This is a genomic window from Pseudomonas sp. RIT-PI-a, from assembly GCF_001187875.1.
Classification (GTDB): domain Bacteria; phylum Pseudomonadota; class Gammaproteobacteria; order Pseudomonadales; family Pseudomonadaceae; genus Aquipseudomonas; species Aquipseudomonas coleopterorum.
In genome coordinates, this window is the sequence record NZ_LGIR01000014.1 from 88308 (window position 1) to 105009 (window position 16702).

16 protein-coding genes are annotated in these 16702 nt (G+C 62.6%); 11 read left to right on the forward strand and 5 right to left on the reverse strand.

Annotated features, from left to right (window positions below):
- Positions 1-126: 126 nt before the first annotated feature.
- Positions 127-1344 carry a bifunctional glutamate N-acetyltransferase/amino-acid acetyltransferase ArgJ gene (gene argJ / locus AC788_RS10720; protein ID WP_049860629.1) on the forward strand — a complete coding sequence of 406 codons (1218 nt, stop codon included), beginning with the start codon at positions 127-129 and terminating at the stop codon, positions 1342-1344.
- 68 nt (positions 1345-1412) lie between these two features.
- Positions 1413-2357, forward strand: coding sequence for a Nudix family hydrolase (locus tag AC788_RS10725; protein WP_049860630.1), 945 nt, complete (start codon positions 1413-1415; stop codon positions 2355-2357).
- A 42-nt stretch (positions 2358-2399) separates the two neighbouring features.
- Here the strand turns inward: AC788_RS10725 and AC788_RS10730 are convergent, their stop codons facing one another.
- The 3 genes from AC788_RS10730 to AC788_RS10740 all read right to left on the reverse strand — a co-directional run bounded on the left by AC788_RS10730 (position 2400) and on the right by AC788_RS10740 (position 6165).
- A complete protein-coding gene (locus tag AC788_RS10730) occupies positions 2400-2969 on the reverse strand; it encodes a cob(I)yrinic acid a,c-diamide adenosyltransferase (protein ID WP_049860631.1) in 570 nt (189 codons plus the stop codon).
- A 2-nt stretch (positions 2970-2971) separates the two neighbouring features.
- A complete protein-coding gene (locus AC788_RS10735; protein WP_049860632.1) occupies positions 2972-4987 on the reverse strand; it encodes an ATP-binding protein in 2016 nt (671 codons plus the stop codon).
- Positions 4988-5253: 266 nt separating this feature from the next.
- Positions 5254-6165 carry a putative 2-dehydropantoate 2-reductase gene (locus AC788_RS10740; RefSeq protein ID WP_152965739.1) on the reverse strand — a complete coding sequence of 304 codons (912 nt, stop codon included), beginning with the start codon at positions 6163-6165 and terminating at the stop codon, positions 5254-5256.
- 203 nt (positions 6166-6368) lie between these two features.
- Between AC788_RS10740 and AC788_RS10745 the strand changes: the two genes are divergently transcribed.
- Positions 6369-6848 (forward strand): YajQ family cyclic di-GMP-binding protein, encoded by a 480-nt coding sequence (locus AC788_RS10745; protein ID WP_049860634.1) that lies wholly within the window; start codon positions 6369-6371, stop codon positions 6846-6848.
- A 100-nt stretch (positions 6849-6948) separates the two neighbouring features.
- On the forward strand, positions 6949-7797 hold the full coding sequence (locus tag AC788_RS10750; protein WP_049860635.1) for a mechanosensitive ion channel family protein: 849 nt from the start codon (positions 6949-6951) through the stop codon (positions 7795-7797).
- A 57-nt stretch (positions 7798-7854) separates the two neighbouring features.
- Here AC788_RS10750 and AC788_RS10755 read toward each other — a convergent pair whose 3' ends face one another.
- Positions 7855-9393 (reverse strand): AmpG family muropeptide MFS transporter, encoded by a 1539-nt coding sequence (locus AC788_RS10755; protein WP_049860636.1) that lies wholly within the window; start codon positions 9391-9393, stop codon positions 7855-7857.
- A gap of 41 nt (positions 9394-9434) precedes the next feature.
- Positions 9435-9803, reverse strand: a complete 369-nt coding sequence (locus AC788_RS10760; RefSeq protein ID WP_049860637.1) for an MGMT family protein — start codon at positions 9801-9803, stop codon at positions 9435-9437.
- Positions 9804-9884: 81 nt separating this feature from the next.
- Between AC788_RS10760 and AC788_RS10765 the strand changes: the two genes are divergently transcribed.
- From AC788_RS10765 to AC788_RS10795, 7 genes are all read left to right on the forward strand, one after another.
- Positions 9885-10892, forward strand: a complete 1008-nt coding sequence (locus tag AC788_RS10765) for a DUF481 domain-containing protein (protein WP_049860638.1) — start codon at positions 9885-9887, stop codon at positions 10890-10892.
- A 156-nt stretch (positions 10893-11048) separates the two neighbouring features.
- On the forward strand, positions 11049-11540 hold the full coding sequence (locus AC788_RS10770; RefSeq protein WP_049860639.1) for an FxsA family protein: 492 nt from the start codon (positions 11049-11051) through the stop codon (positions 11538-11540).
- A 248-nt stretch (positions 11541-11788) separates the two neighbouring features.
- Complete coding sequence (locus AC788_RS10775; RefSeq protein ID WP_043186886.1) at positions 11789-12082, forward strand: co-chaperone GroES; 294 nt, start codon at positions 11789-11791, stop codon at positions 12080-12082.
- A 45-nt stretch (positions 12083-12127) separates the two neighbouring features.
- Entirely contained in the window at positions 12128-13774 is a 1647-nt protein-coding gene (gene groL / locus AC788_RS10780) for a chaperonin GroEL (protein WP_049860640.1), read from the forward strand.
- Positions 13775-13908: 134 nt separating this feature from the next.
- A complete protein-coding gene (gene colR / locus AC788_RS10785; RefSeq protein ID WP_043186890.1) occupies positions 13909-14592 on the forward strand; it encodes a two-component system response regulator ColR in 684 nt (227 codons plus the stop codon).
- Complete coding sequence (locus tag AC788_RS10790) at positions 14582-15871, forward strand: sensor histidine kinase (RefSeq protein ID WP_049860641.1); 1290 nt, start codon at positions 14582-14584, stop codon at positions 15869-15871. The genes colR and AC788_RS10790 overlap by 11 nt, the downstream gene beginning before the upstream one ends.
- A 147-nt stretch (positions 15872-16018) precedes the next feature.
- On the forward strand, positions 16019-16699 hold the full coding sequence (locus tag AC788_RS10795; protein WP_049860642.1) for a class I SAM-dependent methyltransferase: 681 nt from the start codon (positions 16019-16021) through the stop codon (positions 16697-16699).
- Positions 16700-16702 lie beyond the last annotated feature (3 nt).

Sequence of the window (16702 nt, forward strand, 5' to 3'; positions counted from 1 at the left end):
TTGCAGCAACATCGCGCCGCGACTGACGCTGGTTCCCAGGATGGGTGCCCGCGTACGGATCGCGGCGTTCGTCCCTCTACTGGCGGCGTCGACGATACGCCGCAGATTCCTCAAAGGAGTGCTCACATGGCTGTTGGTCTTGGTCCCTTGCCCACGCTGCATCCGGTTCCGGGTTTCGAGCTGGGCATCTCCAGCGCCGGTATCAAACGCCCCGGACGCAAGGACGTTGTGGTCATGCGTTGCGCCGAGGGTTCCAGCGTCGCCGGCGTGTTCACCCTGAATGCGTTCTGCGCGGCACCGGTCATCGTGTCCAAGCAGCGCGTGGGTGGCCCCGTGCGTTATCTGTTGACCAATACCGGCAACGCCAACGCCGGGACCGGCGAGCCGGGTCTGGCTGCGGCCGAGCGCACCACGGCGCGTCTGGCCGAACTGGCGGGCGTGGACGCCAGTGCCGTGCTGCCGTTCTCCACCGGGGTGATCGGCGAGCCACTGCCCGTCGAGAAGATCGAAGGGGCCTTGCAGGCCGCGCTCGATGATCTGTCGATCGACAACTGGGCGGCTGCGGCCACCGGCATCATGACCACGGACACTCTGCCCAAGGGCGCCAGTCGCCAGTTCCAGCACGAGGGCGTCACCGTCACCGTGACTGGTATCAGCAAAGGCGCCGGCATGATCCGCCCGAACATGGCGACCATGCTGGGCTACATCGCCACCGACGCCAAGGTCGCGCCGGGTGTGCTGCAGGATCTGCTGCGCGACGGTGCCAACAAGTCGTTCAACCGCATCACCATCGACGGCGACACCTCGACCAACGACTGCTGCATGCTGGTCGCCACCGGGCAGGCGGCGTTGCCGGAAATCAGCGAGGCCAGCGGGCCGCTGTTCGCAGCGCTCAAGCAGGCGGTTCTCGAGGTGTGCATGGAAGTGGCCCAGGCCATCGTGCGCGACGGCGAGGGGGCGACCAAGTTCGTCACGGTTCAGGTCAACGGCGGCGGCAACCATCAGGAGTGTCTGGACGTGGCCTACACCGTCGCCCATTCGCCGCTGATCAAGACGGCGCTGTTCGCTTCCGATCCGAACTGGGGGCGCATCCTGGCCGCTGTGGGCAGGGCCGGTGTGCCGGAGCTGGATGTCAGCAAGATCGACGTGTTCCTGGGCGATGTGTGCATCGCCAGCCGTGGCGCCCGTGCTGCCAGCTATACCGAGGAGCAGGGCTCGGCGGTGATGGCGCAGGAAGAGATCGGCATTCGGATCGAGCTGGGTCGCGGCGAGTGCAGCGAGACCATCTGGACCACCGACCTGTCCCACGAGTACGTGAAGATCAACGCCGAATACCGCACCTGACTGGCGTGCCCGGCTGCGCCTTGCAGGGGCATCCGGGCATTGGCAGCTCAGGGCGGTCTGGAGATCGAGTGAAACGAATACATGTAGCCGCCGCGGTGATCCGTGGCGCGGACCAGCGCATTCTGATTGCCCGTCGCGGCGATACCCAGCACCAGGGCGGTCTGTGGGAGTTTCCCGGTGGCAAGGTCGAGCCCGGCGAGACGGTGCAGGCGGCGCTGGCGCGCGAGTTGCGCGAGGAGTTGGGGATCGAGGTCAGCCTGGCGCGGCCGTTGATCAAGGTGCATCACGACTATGCCGACAAGCAGGTCCTGCTGGACGTCTGGGAAGTCACCGCGTTCACGGGTGAACCCCATGGCGTCGAAGGCCAGCCGTTGGCATGGGTCAAGGCGCGCGAGCTGCCTGGCTACGCGTTTCCCGAGGCCAATCGGCCGATCGTTGCGGCGGCCAGTCTGCCGGGCGAATACCTGATCGCCCCGGACGGGCTGGACAACTCGACCCTGCTGCGCGGCATGCAGAAGGCGATCGCCGGTGGCATCAAGCTGCTGCAACTGCGCGCACCCAATGGCTACGATCCGCAGTACCGCGACTTGGCGGTGGATGCGGTCGGGTTGTGTGCAGGCAAGGCCCAGTTGATGCTCAAGGGGCCATTGGAGTGGCTGGGCGATTTCCCTTCGGCCGGGTGGCACCTGACCTCGGCGCAGTTGCGCAAATACGCCAGCAAAGGTCGGCCGTTTCCCGCCGAGCGTTGGCTGGCCGCGTCCTGTCACGATGCCGAAGAGCTGGCGTTGGCGCAGCAGATGGGTGTGGATTTCGTCACCCTGTCGCCCGTGCAACCGACCCTGACCCATCCCGATGCGCAGCCACTGGGCTGGGATCAGGCGCGTGGTTTGATCGAGGGCTTCAACCAGCCGGTGTTCCTGCTGGGCGGGCTGGGGCCGCAGGATCAGGCGAAAGCCTGGGAGATCGGTGCACAAGGTGTCGCGGGCATCCGCGCCTTCTGGCCCTCTCCCTGACAACCGCTCCGCGCACCCCCTGTAGCAGCGGCGCAAGCCGCGTCAGCGGTCACTCGATTTGGCTGGCTGCCAGAGAATCTCGGGAATACTTTCACGCCGGGCGATGATCCGCGCAGCCACGAACAGCAGATCGGACATCCGGTTGATGTACGCCAGGCTCACCGCCGATAACGGCTCCACCGCGTTGAGCTGCTGACAGCGACGCTCGGCTGTACGCGCCAGGCTGCGGCATACATGGGCCTGGGCAATCAGCAGCGAGCCTCCCGGCAGAATGAAATTTTCCAGCGGGCCCAGCTCGTCGTTCCAGGTATCGATGGCAGCCTCCAGGCGCTCTACCTCAGCTGCATCCAGCGCCTGATACGCAGGCATGGCCAACTCCCCACCCAGATCGAACAGCCGATGCTGACAGGGCGCGAGCACCTCGCTGACCTCGTTCAGCCGCGAATCGCCGGCCAGCCCTGCCAGCAGCACGCCCAACTGGCTGTTCAGGCTGTCGACTTCGCCGATGGCCTCCACGCGGGGATGGTCCTTGGGCACCCGACGTCCGTCGCCGAGCCCGGTTTCACCTTGGTCTCCAGTGCGCGTGTAAATCTTCGACAGGCGAAAGCCCATGTTCATATCTCCGTGGTGGTGAGGGGCAGCGGATTGCCGGCCAATGGCAGGCGCAGCGTGAAGCAGGTGCCCTGGCCGGGGCTGGATTGCACTTCCATCTGGCCCTTGTGGTTGTTGGTGATGATGAAATACGACACCGACAGACCCAGCCCGGTGCCCTGGCCGATCTCCTTGGTGGTGAAGAACGGTTCGAAGATGCGCTTGCGCACGCTCTCGGGCATCCCCACGCCGTTGTCTTCGACCTGGATTTCAGCCCATGGCGGGTTCAGTCGCGTGCGCAGGGTGATGCGTCCCGGTTCCTGTTCGTCGCTGCGTTGATGAATGGCCTGGGCGGCATTCTTCAGCAGGTTGAGCAGCACCTGTTCCAGTTCGTTGGCCGTGCCAGGCACCGGACCCAGCGCCGGGTCGAACTGGCGCACGATGTTCTGCCCCTTGAAGTCGAAGCCGATCGCCAGGTCGAAGTCGTTGCCGGCGATTTCCACGGCTTGATCGATCAGCGCCGGCAGCTCGCAGGGCGCCATTTCCCGAGTGCTGCGGCGGCTGAAGCTGAGCATGTGGGTGACGATCTTCGCGGCCCGTGCGCCAGCCTGCTGGATGCCGTCGAGCAGCTGCGGAATTTCTCGTCCTTGCAGGTAGGCGTTCACCGCGGCCAGATCGATACCGGCGTCGCTGGCTTGTTCGAGGTTCTTCGGCAGGTCGGCCGAAAGCCGCCGCCTGACGTTCTGCACGTTGTGCAGGATCGCGCCCAGGGGGTTGTTGATCTCGTGGGCCATCCCCGCTGCGAGGCCGCCGACCGAAAGCATCTTTTCCGACTGCACCATCATTTCTTCCAGCGACAGGCGCTGGGTGATGTCGTCGATGCGAATCACCACCCCGCGGCCGGCACCGCCCATCAGCGGGTAGAAGGTCAGCGCGTAATGGCGGGGCGTGTCGTCCTTGACCCAGGTCACCCGCTCGATCTTGGCCACCGTGTGCTGTTCGACGGTGGTCTTGAGTTGCGGCAGGAACGGCTTGAGTGGGGCGAACGCGAGAAAGATCGGCTGGTTCAGCGCCTCGTCCAGCGGCGTGCCGGAAAGGGCGCTGGCCTCCTGGTTCCATTGGGTGACGTACAGTTGCTCGTCGAGGGCGATGAGTGCCGACGGCATGGAGTCGATGATGCTGTTGAGGTAGTTCTGGAAACCGGTGAGCTTCTTTTCGATCTTGCTGCGCACCTGGACTTCAAGTTCGAGCTTGCGGTTGGTGTGGCGGGTTTCCTCGGCCAGTCCCTGGGCCTGGTCGTAGGCCGCCTGAGACTCGTCGCGGGCTCGCTTGAGCTGCTGTTCGCGCGCCTCGATGCGCGAAAGCATGGTGTTGAAGGCTTCCGCCAGACTGCCGATCTCGTCATGGTTGCCGCGGCCTGCGCGCAGGGCGTAGTTCTCCTCGCGGGTGACCTGGCGCGACAGTTCTTCGAGGCGATAGATGGGCTGGGTGATCAGGCGCTTGATCTGCCGGGCGATGACCAGCCACAACAGCACGCTGAACACCAGGATGCCGAGGCTCGCAGTGAGGGTGCCGGTGTAGAACGCCACGGGCAGCTCGCTGCTGGCCACCAGCAACAGATGGCCGGCGTTGGGCAGTGGCACCAACTGGGTGCTGCGGAATTCGGTGGAACGCCAGCTTTCGATGCTGTCGAAGCGCGCGGGCATCTTCAATCGATCGCCGTGCTGCAACTGGGCCAGGCGCTCGCCCTGGGCATCGTAGATGGCGGCGGCGCGCAGTGGCGAATAGCCATTGAGTTCTTCGAGCAGGGCCTCGGCTTCCTGCGGCGAGCCCACCGCCCGCTGCGCGAGGCTGGGGTTGGCCAGCAGCCGGCCAATGGTTTGCAGGGCCTGGGGTGCCATGCTCTCCTGGGAGATCCAATAGGCCGCGCTGATGAACGTCAGGTTGGCGACCAGCAGCACGGTGGTCAACAGCACCAGCAGGGCGGCCAGCAGTTTCTGGCCAACCGGCAGGTTCTCGAGTCTCTGGCGCAGGGGCATGGGTGTGATCGCTTCCAAGGCAGTGCAGGGCAGAGCCGCAGTGTAGCAAAGTGTGCTGCAGGCACCGTGAGAGCGCTTATTGGCCGGGGAGCAGGTACTGTGATTTGCCTGACACATCGTGTCGCCCGTTTCGCGGCCGATGACCGCTCCTACAGAGAGCGTACCTGCGGGAGCCGTTTCCGTGTTTCCCAGCCGATGACCGCTCTTACCGGACGTGCGAGCCTCCTGTAGGAGCGGTCTGCGGCCGCGAAAGAGGCAACGCGGCTTCAGGGCTTGTGCAGGGCCTTGATCAGTCGTGCCTGCAATGTGTGTAGACCCGGCACCTCGCACTGCCGATCAAGCGCCGCAGCGCAGGCATAGCCCAGCAGGTAGTCGACCTCGGTTCGGCGACCCTGGTCGACGTCCTGATACATCGAAGAGTAGTTGGCAGCCGTCGCCTGGATGACCCTTAGCACCTCTTCATGCAGCCCGTCGGCGGCGTCTGCCTGGCCACACGCTCGCAGCAGTCGTGCCAGCTCGGCGCACAGCGCGGTCACTTCGTCAGGGTGATCGGCCAACGCCCCGTTGCGACAGCCATACAACACGGTCAGCGGATTGATCGCGCAGTTGAGGGCCAGCTTGCGCCACAGGCGCGATTCGATAGCGTCTGTCCACTGATGCGCGATGCCAGCCCGAGCCAGGTCGGCCAGCAGCGCCGTCGGAGCCTCTGCGCAGTTTGGGTCGGCATCACCCAGCCAGGTCAGTCCCTGCCCGGCGAAGACCGCCTGGAAGTCACCAGCGCGATAGGCCCCTTCGGTCGTCGAAGCATAGATGCAGCGTGTGTGCGGCAGCATCCGCGCTACCGCTTGCTGACTGCCCATGCCGTTCTGCAACAGGATCCCTTCGGCGCCCGGCACCAGGCGCGCGGCGACACTGGCGACGGCCGCCTGCGCATCGTAAGCCTTGCACGCCAGCAGCAGACGCGTGATCGGTCCATCACCGGCGACGCTCGTGGCGGGTAGCAGGTGAACATGGGTCTGCGCGCCTTCGGTCAAGCTCAGCCCACCGGCCTGGAGGTACGCCTGCACCCGTGCGGCATCGCGCAGCAGCAGATGCACCGGCACACCGGCACGAGCCAGTCGGCACGCCCACAACACGCCCAGGCTGCCGACGCCCAGCACATGCCAGGTCCGATCCACTGGCTGCTCGGTCGCAGGATCATGGGTAGGGTGTTGCTCGCGCATCGCAGACTCGCTCGAAAAATGGATGACCCGCGCCTGAATTCAAGCCGCAGGTGGCCTTTCACAATGCCGGCTCCCTTATAATGAGCGGGCATTTCAATCGTCAAGCCAGGCGCGCTCCTTCTTCCAACGAGCCGCCGATCATTTTCCGGAGAAAACACATGCCCTCGTTCGACGTAGTGTCCGAGTTGGACAAGCACGAAGTCACCAACGCGGTCGACAACGCCATCAAGGAGCTGGATCGCCGTTACGACCTCAAAGGCAAAGGCAGCTTCGCCTTCAAGGACCTCACGGTCACCCTGACCGCCGAAGCCGAGTTCCAGCTCGAAGCCATGATCGAGATCCTCAAGATGGCCCTGGTCAAGCGCAAGATCGACGTGCAGTGCCTCGAGATCAAGGACGCCTATGCCTCGGGCAAGGAAATGAAGCAGGAAGCCGTGCTGCGCGAAGGCATCGAAAAGGAACTGGCGAAGAAGATCGTCGCCCACGTCAAGGATGCCAAGCTCAAGGTGCAGGCGGCCATCCAGGGTGAGCAGGTGCGCATCACCGGCAAGAAGCGCGATGACCTGCAGGAGGCGATTGCCGCCCTGCGCGCCAAGGAATTCGGCATGCCCCTGCAGTTCAACAACTTCCGCGATTGATGAAACCTTGGGCTGCCCGAGGCGTCGGAGCAGGTGCCCCCGAGGGACGCGATCCCATGTGGTCGGGGGCATACGTGTATTACGGTGGTAGGAGAACCTCATGGATTTGAACGCAGAAGTCGATCATCTGGTAAAGGCTTCACAAGCCTGGATTCCGATGGTCATGCAATATGCCAGCAAGGTCGTCCTGGCGCTGGTGGTGCTGTGTGTAGGGTGGTGGCTGATCAACAGGGTCACCGCCAGCCTGCAGAAACTCTTGGCGTTGCGGCATATCGACCTGGCGTTGCAGCGTTTCATCGGCACCTTGGCCAACGTTGTTCTGAAGATTCTGCTGTTGGTCAGTGTCGCCTCGACCATCGGCATCGAAACCACTTCGTTCGTCGCTGCCATCGGTGGTGCGACCGTGGCCATCGGCCTGGCTCTGCAAGGCAGCCTGGCGAACTTCGCTGGCGGCGTGCTGATCCTGCTGTTTCGTCCTTTCCGCATCGGTGACTGGATCGAAGCTCAGGGTGTGAGCGGTACCGTCGACTCCATCCAGATCTTTCACACCGTATTGCGCACCGGCGACAACCGCACGGTGATCCTGCCCAACGGCAACCTGTCCAACGGCATCATCACCAACACCAACCGTCAGCCCACGCGCAAGATCACCTTCGACATCGGCGTGGACTACGACGCCGACCTGCAGAAGGCCCGCGAGATCCTGCTGGACCTGGCCAAGGACCCGCGCGTGTTGCAGACGCCGGCACCCGAAGCCGTGGTGGCCGCCTTGGGCGACAGTTCGATCACCGTGTCCCTGCGCATATGGGTGAACACCGGCGACTTCGGTGGGGTGACCAACATGCTCAATGGCGAGATTCGCGATCGCTTGCGCGCCGAGGGTATCGATATTCCGTTCCCGCAGCGGGTCATCCGCGTGATGCAGGAAGAAGCCAAGCAGCCAGGCTGAGCCGTCTTGCGAGGCGTAACGAAAAAGCCCCGGTCGTCATGGCCGGGGCTTTTTTTGTCACGTCGCTTCTTCGTCGGGCCCCTCGCGGGCGATGCGCGCATTCTCCTGCTTCCAGTGCAGGGCGATCAGCAGCAGCGTCGGCACGCCGAGCAGGGCGGTGATCAGGAAGAAGTTGTGATAGCCGAATTTCTCGACCATGACCCCTGAATAACCGCCGATCAGGCGCGGCAGCAGGAGCATGATCGAGCTCAGCAGCGCATATTGGGTGGCCGAGAACTTGAGGTTGGTCAGGCTCGACAGGTAGGCGACGAAGGCCGAGGTGGCCAGGCCGGAACTGAAATTGTCCAGCGAGATGGTCAACACCAGCATCTTCAGGTTCGGCCCCATGTCGGCCAGCATCAGGAACAGCAGGTTGGTCCCGGCCGACGTGATCCCCCCGATGAACAGGATCGGCAAGATGCCGAAGCGCACGATCAGCAAGCCGCCGAAGCCGGCGCCGAGCAGGGTCATGATCAGGCCGAAGATCTTGCTGACGCTGGCGATCTGGTCCTTGGTGAAGCCCTGGTCGATGTAGAACACGTTGGCCATGACCCCCATGACCGTATCGGACATCCGATAGGTCGCGATCAGCCCCAGCAGCAGCAAGGCTTGCCAGCGGTAGCGCAGAATGAAGTCGTTGACCGGGGTCAGCACCGGCGCCAGCCCGCGGCGACCGACCGACGACAGGCACGCGGCGGTCAGAATGATGTAGAGCAGGGCACGCAGAAATGCCCGGTCTTCGAGCAGCAGGTCGATCAGGCTCTGGCTGCCGAACAGCACGCTGGCGAAATCGGTGTTGTACAGCTGGGTGAACATGGCCGGTACCGACACCAGCAGCACGATCAGCACGAACACCGACATCAATTGATGGCTGAAGCCATAGCGCGCCGCCGACAATTGCGTGCGCAGGGCCACTGGCGGTTCACGCATGACCAGGGTGGGGATCAGTGCTGGCACCATCAACAAGCCGAACAGCAGGTAGGTGTTGGCCCAGGCCTGATGCAGATAGGCAAATCCCGTGGAGCCGAAGCCTTCGGCGAAATACAGGGCACCGGCGGTGGCCAGCAGCGCGGCCACACGGTAGCCGGCCATGTAGCTGGCAGCGAGGGCAGCCTGGCGCTGATCTTCGGCGATCTCCAGGCGGTAGGCATCCACGGCGATGTCCTGGGTGGCCGAGGCGAACGCGACCACGACGGCGATGGCGATCAACCACGACAGATGTTTTTGCGGGTCGCAGAAACTCATGCCCACCAGGCCCAGAATCACCAGTGCCTGTGCCAGCACCAGCCAGGAGCGCCGTCGCCCCAGCTTGCCGAGCAGCGGCAACCGCCATTGGTCGAGCAGCGGCGACCACACCCACTTGAAGGCATAGGCCAGGCCGATGAGGCTGGCATAGCCGATGGTTTCACGGGCGACGCCCGCTTCACGCAACCACACCGAGAGGGTCGAGAACACCAGCATGTACGGCAGGCCGGCAGCGAAACCGAGCAGCAGAAGCACAACGGTGGAAGGGCTGGCATAAGCGGCGAGCGCGGCGCGCCAGGTTTTACGGGGCATGGGCTGGAATCTGCCTCAGTTTGCGAAACAAAGCGCGCACTCTAACCGCATGCTTGCTCCGGACGCCAGCCATGGCGTGCCATATCCACGCGATTCTTCATGATCAGTACGCCTTCGCTGCGCAGGCGCGCCCGTTGTTCGGCGCCGCTGGACGTTCCCGCTTCCAGGCTCAGCCGCCCGCCGGCGGCAACCACGCGGTGCCAGGGCAGACGGGTGCCGTCCGGCAGTTGGCTCAAGGTTCGCCCGACCCAACGTGCCGCGCGACCGAGCATGGCCAGTTCGGCGAGCTGCCCATAGGTCACGACTTTGCCTTCTGGCACCTGGGCCAGCACGGTGTACAGCGCGGTGCGGCGAACGGCCGCGGCTTGTTCGCGGTTATTTTGCAGTTGAGAATTGAACTCGTCTGTCATCTGCGGGTCTGTCCTTGCTCGGATGTAGTCCTACCGAATAATGCCGCATTTCCTACACATCAGAGCCCCCAGAATCTGCCTATGTTGCCTAGAACCCTGCTGTGCCTTGCCTTGGCTTCCACGTCTACCCTGACCTTTGCCGATACGGTCTGGCTGAAAAACGGTGACCGCATCTCCGGCAAGATTACCGTGTTCGACGGTGGCAAGTTGATGATCAAGACCGAATACGGTGGATCGATTCCGCTGGACTGGAAACAGATCAAGACCATGGAGAGCGATCAGGAGCTGCTGGTCAAGCAGGATGACTACATGGGCGAGAAGCCCAAGTCGATCAAAGCCGCCGAAGATGGCAAGGTCATCCTGCAGAACGGTGAGGCGCCCAAGACCGTCGAACTGGCCAGCATCCAGCAGATCATCAAGCCCAAGCCCGTGGTCACGGACCTGCAGATCAAGGGCAATGTCGACATGGGCCTGGACTACAAGCGCGCCGAAACCGATACCGACGACTATAACGTCGCCTTCAAGACCACCGCCCGGCACGGCAAGTGGCGCCACATCGGCTCGGGCGAGTACAACCGCGAGTCCCAGGACAGCGTTGTCACCACCGACAATTTCGCCTTGGAATACTCCCTCGACCGCTTCTTCACCGATCAGTGGTTCTGGCAGGGGCGCCTGGATTACAAGCGCGACAAGATCGAAGACCTGGAGCGCCAGCGCACCATCGGTACCGGCCCTGGCTACCAGTTCTGGGATGACGAGCTCGGGGCGTTCTCGCTGGGCGGCCTGTTCAACCGCACCGACTTCCAATACGCCGACGGCGACAAGGACAACTTCTACTCCGTGGCCATGAAGTGGGACTACAACCGCTACCTGATCGGCAAGACGGTGGAGTTCTTCACCAACGGCGAACTGGGCAAGCCGATCAGCAACGTGGCCGATTACAGCCTGGATGCCGAAGTGGGCCTGCGCTACAAGGTCACCGAGTGGGCTTCGCTCAACCTCAAGGCCGAGAAGGATCTGGTCAGCGGCACCAGTGGCGCCGACCTCGACAGCACCCGTTACACGGCCGGTTTCGGCGTCGCCTGGTAACCCTGCAATACGCCGACACATGTCCGCGAGGCCGCGAGTGACGCGGGTTTTGCGGACATGTGCGGTGCCATCGATTCGCCCCTGCCTTGAATTAACGATTTATTGACGTCATCTAGGGTCTACTGGAAGGCATTCTTCCGTAGAGGAAACCATTTGATGCGCGCTTTTCTATTGCTGTTCCTGTTGTTCCCCGTATTGGAACTGTACGTCTTCTTCAAGGTGAGCACCGCGATCGGGTTTTTCCCCGCGCTGTTGCTCATCATTGCCGGCTCGGTGCTGGGTGTGCTGGTGATGCGCGTGGCCGGTCTGGCCACGGTCCTGCGCACCCGCGCCAGCCTGCAGCGTGGCGAACTGCCTGCCGAGCAGATGTTCAATGGCCTGGTCACTGCAATGGGCGGTGTCCTGCTGATCGTGCCCGGCTTCATCACCGATGTGTTCGGCGTGCTGTGCCTGCTGCCCTTCACCCGGCATTTCCTGATCCGCAAGGTGCGTGAGCGGGCCCAGGCGCAGGCCATGCGCCAGCGCGCGTTCGCCGATGACATGCCACCCCCGGGTGGTTCGACCCAGGCCTACCGCGCCCATGTGATCGAAGGCGAGGTCATAGAAGGCGAAGTGGTCGGACGCGAAACAGGGCGTACCGATCGCTGAAAAGTGCCTTGCAGCTTGTCCACGGCGCCTTCGGGCGCCGTTTCTTTTGGTCGTCGGCATGGAAATTTTTCACCCTGGCCCTTGTAATCCCGCGCGCCGACCTCATGTATGGGTCACCGCAAGGTTTGTGGCATCAGCGCCACACATGTTTCCGCGTCTTGCACTGCAAGACGCGACCGGTTACGCCGGAAGATCCACGCCGCCGGTACACACCGGCCGATGAAAACCATAATTAGGAGAGATCGACAATGAAGCTTCGCCCTCTGCATGACCGCGTCGTTATCCGTCGCAGCGAAGAAGAGTCCAAAACCGCTGGCGGTATCGTTCTGCCAGGTTCGGCCGCTGAAAAACCCAACCGTGGCGAAATCGTCGCAGTGGGCACCGGCAAGATCCTGGATAGCGGCGAAGTCCGCGCGCTGGCCGTCAAGGTGGGTGACAAGGTGGTCTTCGGCCCTTACTCGGGCAGCAACACCGTCAAGGTCGACGGTGAAGACCTGCTGGTGATGAGCGAGAACGAGATTCTCGCCGTCGTCGAAGGCTGATACCGCTGAACGCCCGTTACTCCCCAGTATTCAAGGAAATCGATCATGGCTGCTAAAGAAGTTAAATTCGGCGACTCCGCCCGCAAGAAAATGCTCACTGGCGTCAACGTCCTGGCTGACGCGGTAAAAGCGACCCTGGGCCCGAAAGGCCGTAACGTGATCATCGAGAAAAGCTTCGGCGCTCCGACCATCACCAAGGACGGCGTTTCCGTTGCCAAGGAAATCGAGCTCGAAGACCGTTTCGAAAACATGGGCGCGCAGCTGGTCAAAGACGTTGCCTCCCGTGCCAACGATGACGCAGGCGACGGCACCACTACCGCTACCGTTCTGGCTCAAGCCATTGTCAACGAAGGCTACAAGGCCGTCGCTGCTGGCATGAACCCGATGGACCTCAAGCGCGGCATCGACAAAGCGACCATCGCCGTCGTTGCTGAGCTGAAAAACCTGTCCAAGCCATGTGCCGATACCAAGGCTATCGCTCAGGTCGGCACCATCTCCGCCAACTCCGACAGCTCCATCGGCGACATCATTGCCGAAGCCATGGAAAAAGTCGGTAAAGAAGGCGTGATCACCGTTGAAGAAGGCACTGGCCTGGAAAACGAACTGTCGGTCGTAGAAGGCATGCAGTTCGATCGTGGCTACCTGTCGCCGTACTTCGTCAACAAGCCGGAAACCATGGTTGCCGAGCTGGACAGCCCGCTGATCCTGCTGGTCGACAAGAAAATCTCCAACATCCGCGAAATGCTGCCGGTGCTGGAAGCCGTTGCCAAGGCCGGCCGTCCGCTGCTGATCGTTTCCGAAGACGTCGAAGGCGAAGCCCTGGCGACTCTGGTCGTGAACAACATGCGCGGTATCGTCAAAGTCGCTGCCGTCAAGGCGCCTGGCTTCGGTGACCGTCGCAAGTCCATGCTGCAGGACATCGCCGTATTGACCGGCGGCACCGTCATCTCCGAAGAGATCGGCCTGAGCCTGGAAAGTGCCACCCTGGAGAACCTGGGCAGCGCCAAGCGCGTGACCATCTCCAAGGAAAACACCATCATCGTTGACGGTGCTGGCGTTGAAGGCGACATCCAGTCCCGTATCAACCAGATTCGTCAGCAGATTGGCGAAACTTCCTCGGACTACGACCGTGAAAAACTGCAGGAACGTCTGGCCAAGCTGTCTGGCGGCGTTGCAGTGATCAAGGTAGGCGCTGGTTCCGAAGTTGAAATGAAAGAGAAGAAAGCCCGCGTTGAAGACGCCCTGCACGCAACCCGCGCAGCCGTCGAAGAAGGTGTGGTTCCTGGCGGTGGCGTTGCGCTGATCCGTGCTCTGGAAGCGCTGACCAACCTGACCGGCGACAACGCCGACCAGAACGTCGGTATCGCTGTACTGCGTCGCGCAGTCGAAGCACCGCTGCGCCAGATCGCTGCCAACTCCGGCGACGAGCCAAGCGTTGTGGTCAACGAAGTCAAGAACGGCGCAGGTAACTACGGTTACAATGCTGCAACTGGCGTCTACGGCGACATGATCGAAATGGGTATCCTGGATCCTACCAAGGTGACCCGTTCGGCATTGCAGGCTGCAGCTTCCATCGGTGGTCTGATCCTGACGACCGAAGCAGCCATTGCTGACAAGCCGAAAGCCGAAGGCGCAGCTGGCGGCGGCATGCCAGACATGGGCGGCATGGGTGGCATGGGCGGCATGATGTAAGCGAGCCCTCGCGCTCTACTTGTTTACAGGTAAGAAAAACCCCGGCCAGTCATGGCCGGGGTTTTTTTATGCCCGCCCAGCCTATAAGCTGCGCGAGCCCCGTCGGGGCGACAGCAGCACTCGGAGATCTGCCCATGCGAATCCTATTGGTTGAAGACAACCGCGACATCCTGGCCAACCTGGCCGATTACCTGGGTATGAAAGGCTACACCGTCGACTGCGCCCAGGACGGTCTGTCCGGCCTGCACCTGGCGGCCACCGAACATTACGACCTGATCGTGCTCGACATCATGCTCCCGGGCATCGACGGCTATACGCTGTGCAAACGCCTGCGAGAGGATGCCCGACGCGATACGCCGGTGATCATGCTCACTGCACGCGATCAGCTCGATGACCGCCTGCAGGGCTTTCGTTCAGGTGCCGACGACTACCTGCTCAAGCCGTTCGCGCTGTCCGAGTTGGCGGCGCGCATCGAAGCGGTCCTGCGCCGTGCCCAGGGCGGTGGTCGTCGCTCGCTGCAGGTCGGCGATCTGATCTACGACCTCGACACCCTCGAAGTCACCCGCGAGGGCCGCCTGCTCAAGCTCAACCCGGTGGGCCTCAAGCTGCTCGCCGTGCTGATGCAGAAGAGCCCCCATGTGCTGCGCCGCGAAGTGCTGGAAGAAGCTCTGTGGGGCGATGACTGCCCCGACAGCGACAGCTTGCGCAGTCACGTCCACCAGTTGCGTCAGGTGATCGACAAACCGTTCGACAAGCCCCTGCTTCACACCGTGCATGGCGTGGGTTACCGCCTCGCCGAAGGCCGCGATGGAGTTTAAGCAGAGCCTCGCACAACGCATCATCATCGCTTTTGCCTTGATGAGCGCCCTGGTGGCGGGCGCTTTCGCGGTCGGTATCGTGGCCACCGTGCACCTGGTCGAGGAGCGGTTGATTTCCGCAGGCCTGGGCGGCGACCTGCAGCGCCTGCTGCTGATGGACAACGGCGCCGACTGGAGCCACCGTCCCGAGCCCGACCAGTTGTTCTACTACGATGGAGGTCCCGGCGAATTCGAGCTGGCGCCGGACGTGAAACATTTGCCGGTCGGCTTCCACGAGGTGTTCCGCGACAAGTTGTCCTACCACGCGATGATCCAGGTGGTCGACGGCCGTCGCTACGCCCTGTTGCAGGACCAGAGCGATTTCGAAGAGCGTGAGCGCGTGCTGTTCGCCGTGGTACTGGTGGGTTTCGTTCTCAGCCTGGCCCTGGCGATCTTTCTCGGCTGGGTGCTGGCGCGCAAGGTCATGGCGCCCGTCGTGCGCCTGGCGCGTCAGGTCCGCCATCGTGATCAGATCCTCGGCATGGCGCCGCCCCTGGCGCCGGACTACACGGCCGACGAAGTCGGTGAGCTGGCCGTGGCTTTCGATGCCACCCTTGGCCGCCTGCGCGATGCACTGACCCGCGAGCGCCTGTTCACCAGCGACGTCAGCCATGAATTGCGCACGCCGCTGATGGTATTGGCCAGTTCCTGCGAACTGCTGCTGGAAAATCCGGCACTGCCCGAGCGATCGCGCGCCCAGGTACAGCGCATCGCGCGCGCCTGCGAGGACATGCGCGATCTGGTGCAGACTTTCCTGATGCTGGCGCGCGCCCAGCGCGATGACAGCGGCCGCGTGGCACCAGCCACCCTGGGGCAGGTCGCCGAAGACCTGATGACGCAGTGGAGACCGGCGATCGAAAAGAAGGGCCTGAGCCTGGAGTTCGTTGCTGGAACGCCTTTGGCGCAGACCTACAACGGTACCTTTCTACACGCCGTGATGGGTAACTTGTTGCGCAACGCGCTGCATTACACCGACCAAGGCTTCATCCGCCTGACGCTCGACGCAACCAGCTTCCATGTGGAAGACAGCGGCGTGGGCATTCCCGAGGCTCAGCGAGAGGCCATGTTCCAGCCGTTCGTGCGCGGCCCTGAAAAGCGCGGAGAGGGGCTGGGCCTGGGGTTGTCGCTGGTTCAGCGCATCTGCGAAGACCAGGACTGGCAGGTTCAGTTGGAGCCTGTCGAACCGCACGGCTGTCGCTTCACCATTGAACTTGGATTGGGCAAGCACGCATTGGCTTGATGCTTGCTTCCAGCTGCCGCGTGCCATTACTGTAGGAAATATCCTGTATCACCTAGGAAATTTCTGACAAATTTTTCACAGTGACATGACCTGGCCATGACGGTTGGATGAATAAGGTGTGCGCCATCTGTCCTAGAGGCGTGCCCCATGTCCGATCCCGTCAAGTTGGAATTTTCCGAGAAGTATGACCGCGCCCACGCGCAGAAATATTTTGATAAACACCGCAACAGTTTTGCTCGACGCATGTCACACAGGCGCGACGAGCAACTGGCGCGCAAGGCACTCGCGCTGGTCGGCGAGCCCGGCCTGGTGCTGGACCTGCCATGTGGTGCCGGTCGCTTCTGGCCGCTGCTGGCCGAGAAGCACAACCGCGTGATCATCGGTGCGGACAATTCGGCGGCGATGGTCGAAACGGCGTGCGCCTCGCAACCCAAGGAGATCGTGGAGCGGGTTCAGCCGTTGCAGACCTCGGCGTTCGATATTGCGCTGCCGGACAATTCGGTAGACAGCATCTTTTGCATGAGGTTGCTGCACCACATCGGTGAAGCCGAACACCGCCTGACCATTCTCAGGCAGTTTCACCGGGTAACCCGTGACAGCGTGGTGTTGTCGCTGTGGGTCGACGGCAACTTCAAGGCCTGGAAGCGTGAGCGGGCCGAACAGCGTCGACGTCTGCGCAACGATCAGGACGAGTATCAGAACCGCTTCGTGTTGCCTGCGGCAACCGTGGAAGCGGAGTTCATCCAGGCCGGTTTCCGTATTCAGGAGCGCCTGGACTTTTTGCCGATGTACGCCATGTGGCGAGTATACGTTCTACGTAAGGGGTAAGCA

Coding starts and splice junctions, on each gene's coding strand:
- argJ (WP_049860629.1), top strand. CDS start 127: ATGGCTGTTGGTCTTGGTCCCTTGCCCACGCTGCATCCGGTTCCGGGT.
- AC788_RS10730 (WP_049860631.1), bottom strand. CDS start 2,969: ATGGGCTTTCGCCTGTCGAAGATTTACACGCGCACTGGAGACCAAGGT.
- AC788_RS10735 (WP_049860632.1), bottom strand. CDS start 4,987: ATGCCCCTGCGCCAGAGACTCGAGAACCTGCCGGTTGGCCAGAAACTG.
- AC788_RS10745 (WP_049860634.1), top strand. CDS start 6,369: ATGCCCTCGTTCGACGTAGTGTCCGAGTTGGACAAGCACGAAGTCACC.
- AC788_RS10750 (WP_049860635.1), top strand. CDS start 6,949: ATGGATTTGAACGCAGAAGTCGATCATCTGGTAAAGGCTTCACAAGCC.
- AC788_RS10755 (WP_049860636.1), bottom strand. CDS start 9,393: ATGCCCCGTAAAACCTGGCGCGCCGCGCTCGCCGCTTATGCCAGCCCT.
- AC788_RS10760 (WP_049860637.1), bottom strand. CDS start 9,803: ATGACAGACGAGTTCAATTCTCAACTGCAAAATAACCGCGAACAAGCC.
- AC788_RS10765 (WP_049860638.1), top strand. CDS start 9,885: ATGTTGCCTAGAACCCTGCTGTGCCTTGCCTTGGCTTCCACGTCTACC.
- AC788_RS10770 (WP_049860639.1), top strand. CDS start 11,049: ATGCGCGCTTTTCTATTGCTGTTCCTGTTGTTCCCCGTATTGGAACTG.
- AC788_RS10775 (WP_043186886.1), top strand. CDS start 11,789: ATGAAGCTTCGCCCTCTGCATGACCGCGTCGTTATCCGTCGCAGCGAA.
- groL (WP_049860640.1), top strand. CDS start 12,128: ATGGCTGCTAAAGAAGTTAAATTCGGCGACTCCGCCCGCAAGAAAATG.
- colR (WP_043186890.1), top strand. CDS start 13,909: ATGCGAATCCTATTGGTTGAAGACAACCGCGACATCCTGGCCAACCTG.
- AC788_RS10790 (WP_049860641.1), top strand. CDS start 14,582: ATGGAGTTTAAGCAGAGCCTCGCACAACGCATCATCATCGCTTTTGCC.
- AC788_RS10795 (WP_049860642.1), top strand. CDS start 16,019: ATGTCCGATCCCGTCAAGTTGGAATTTTCCGAGAAGTATGACCGCGCC.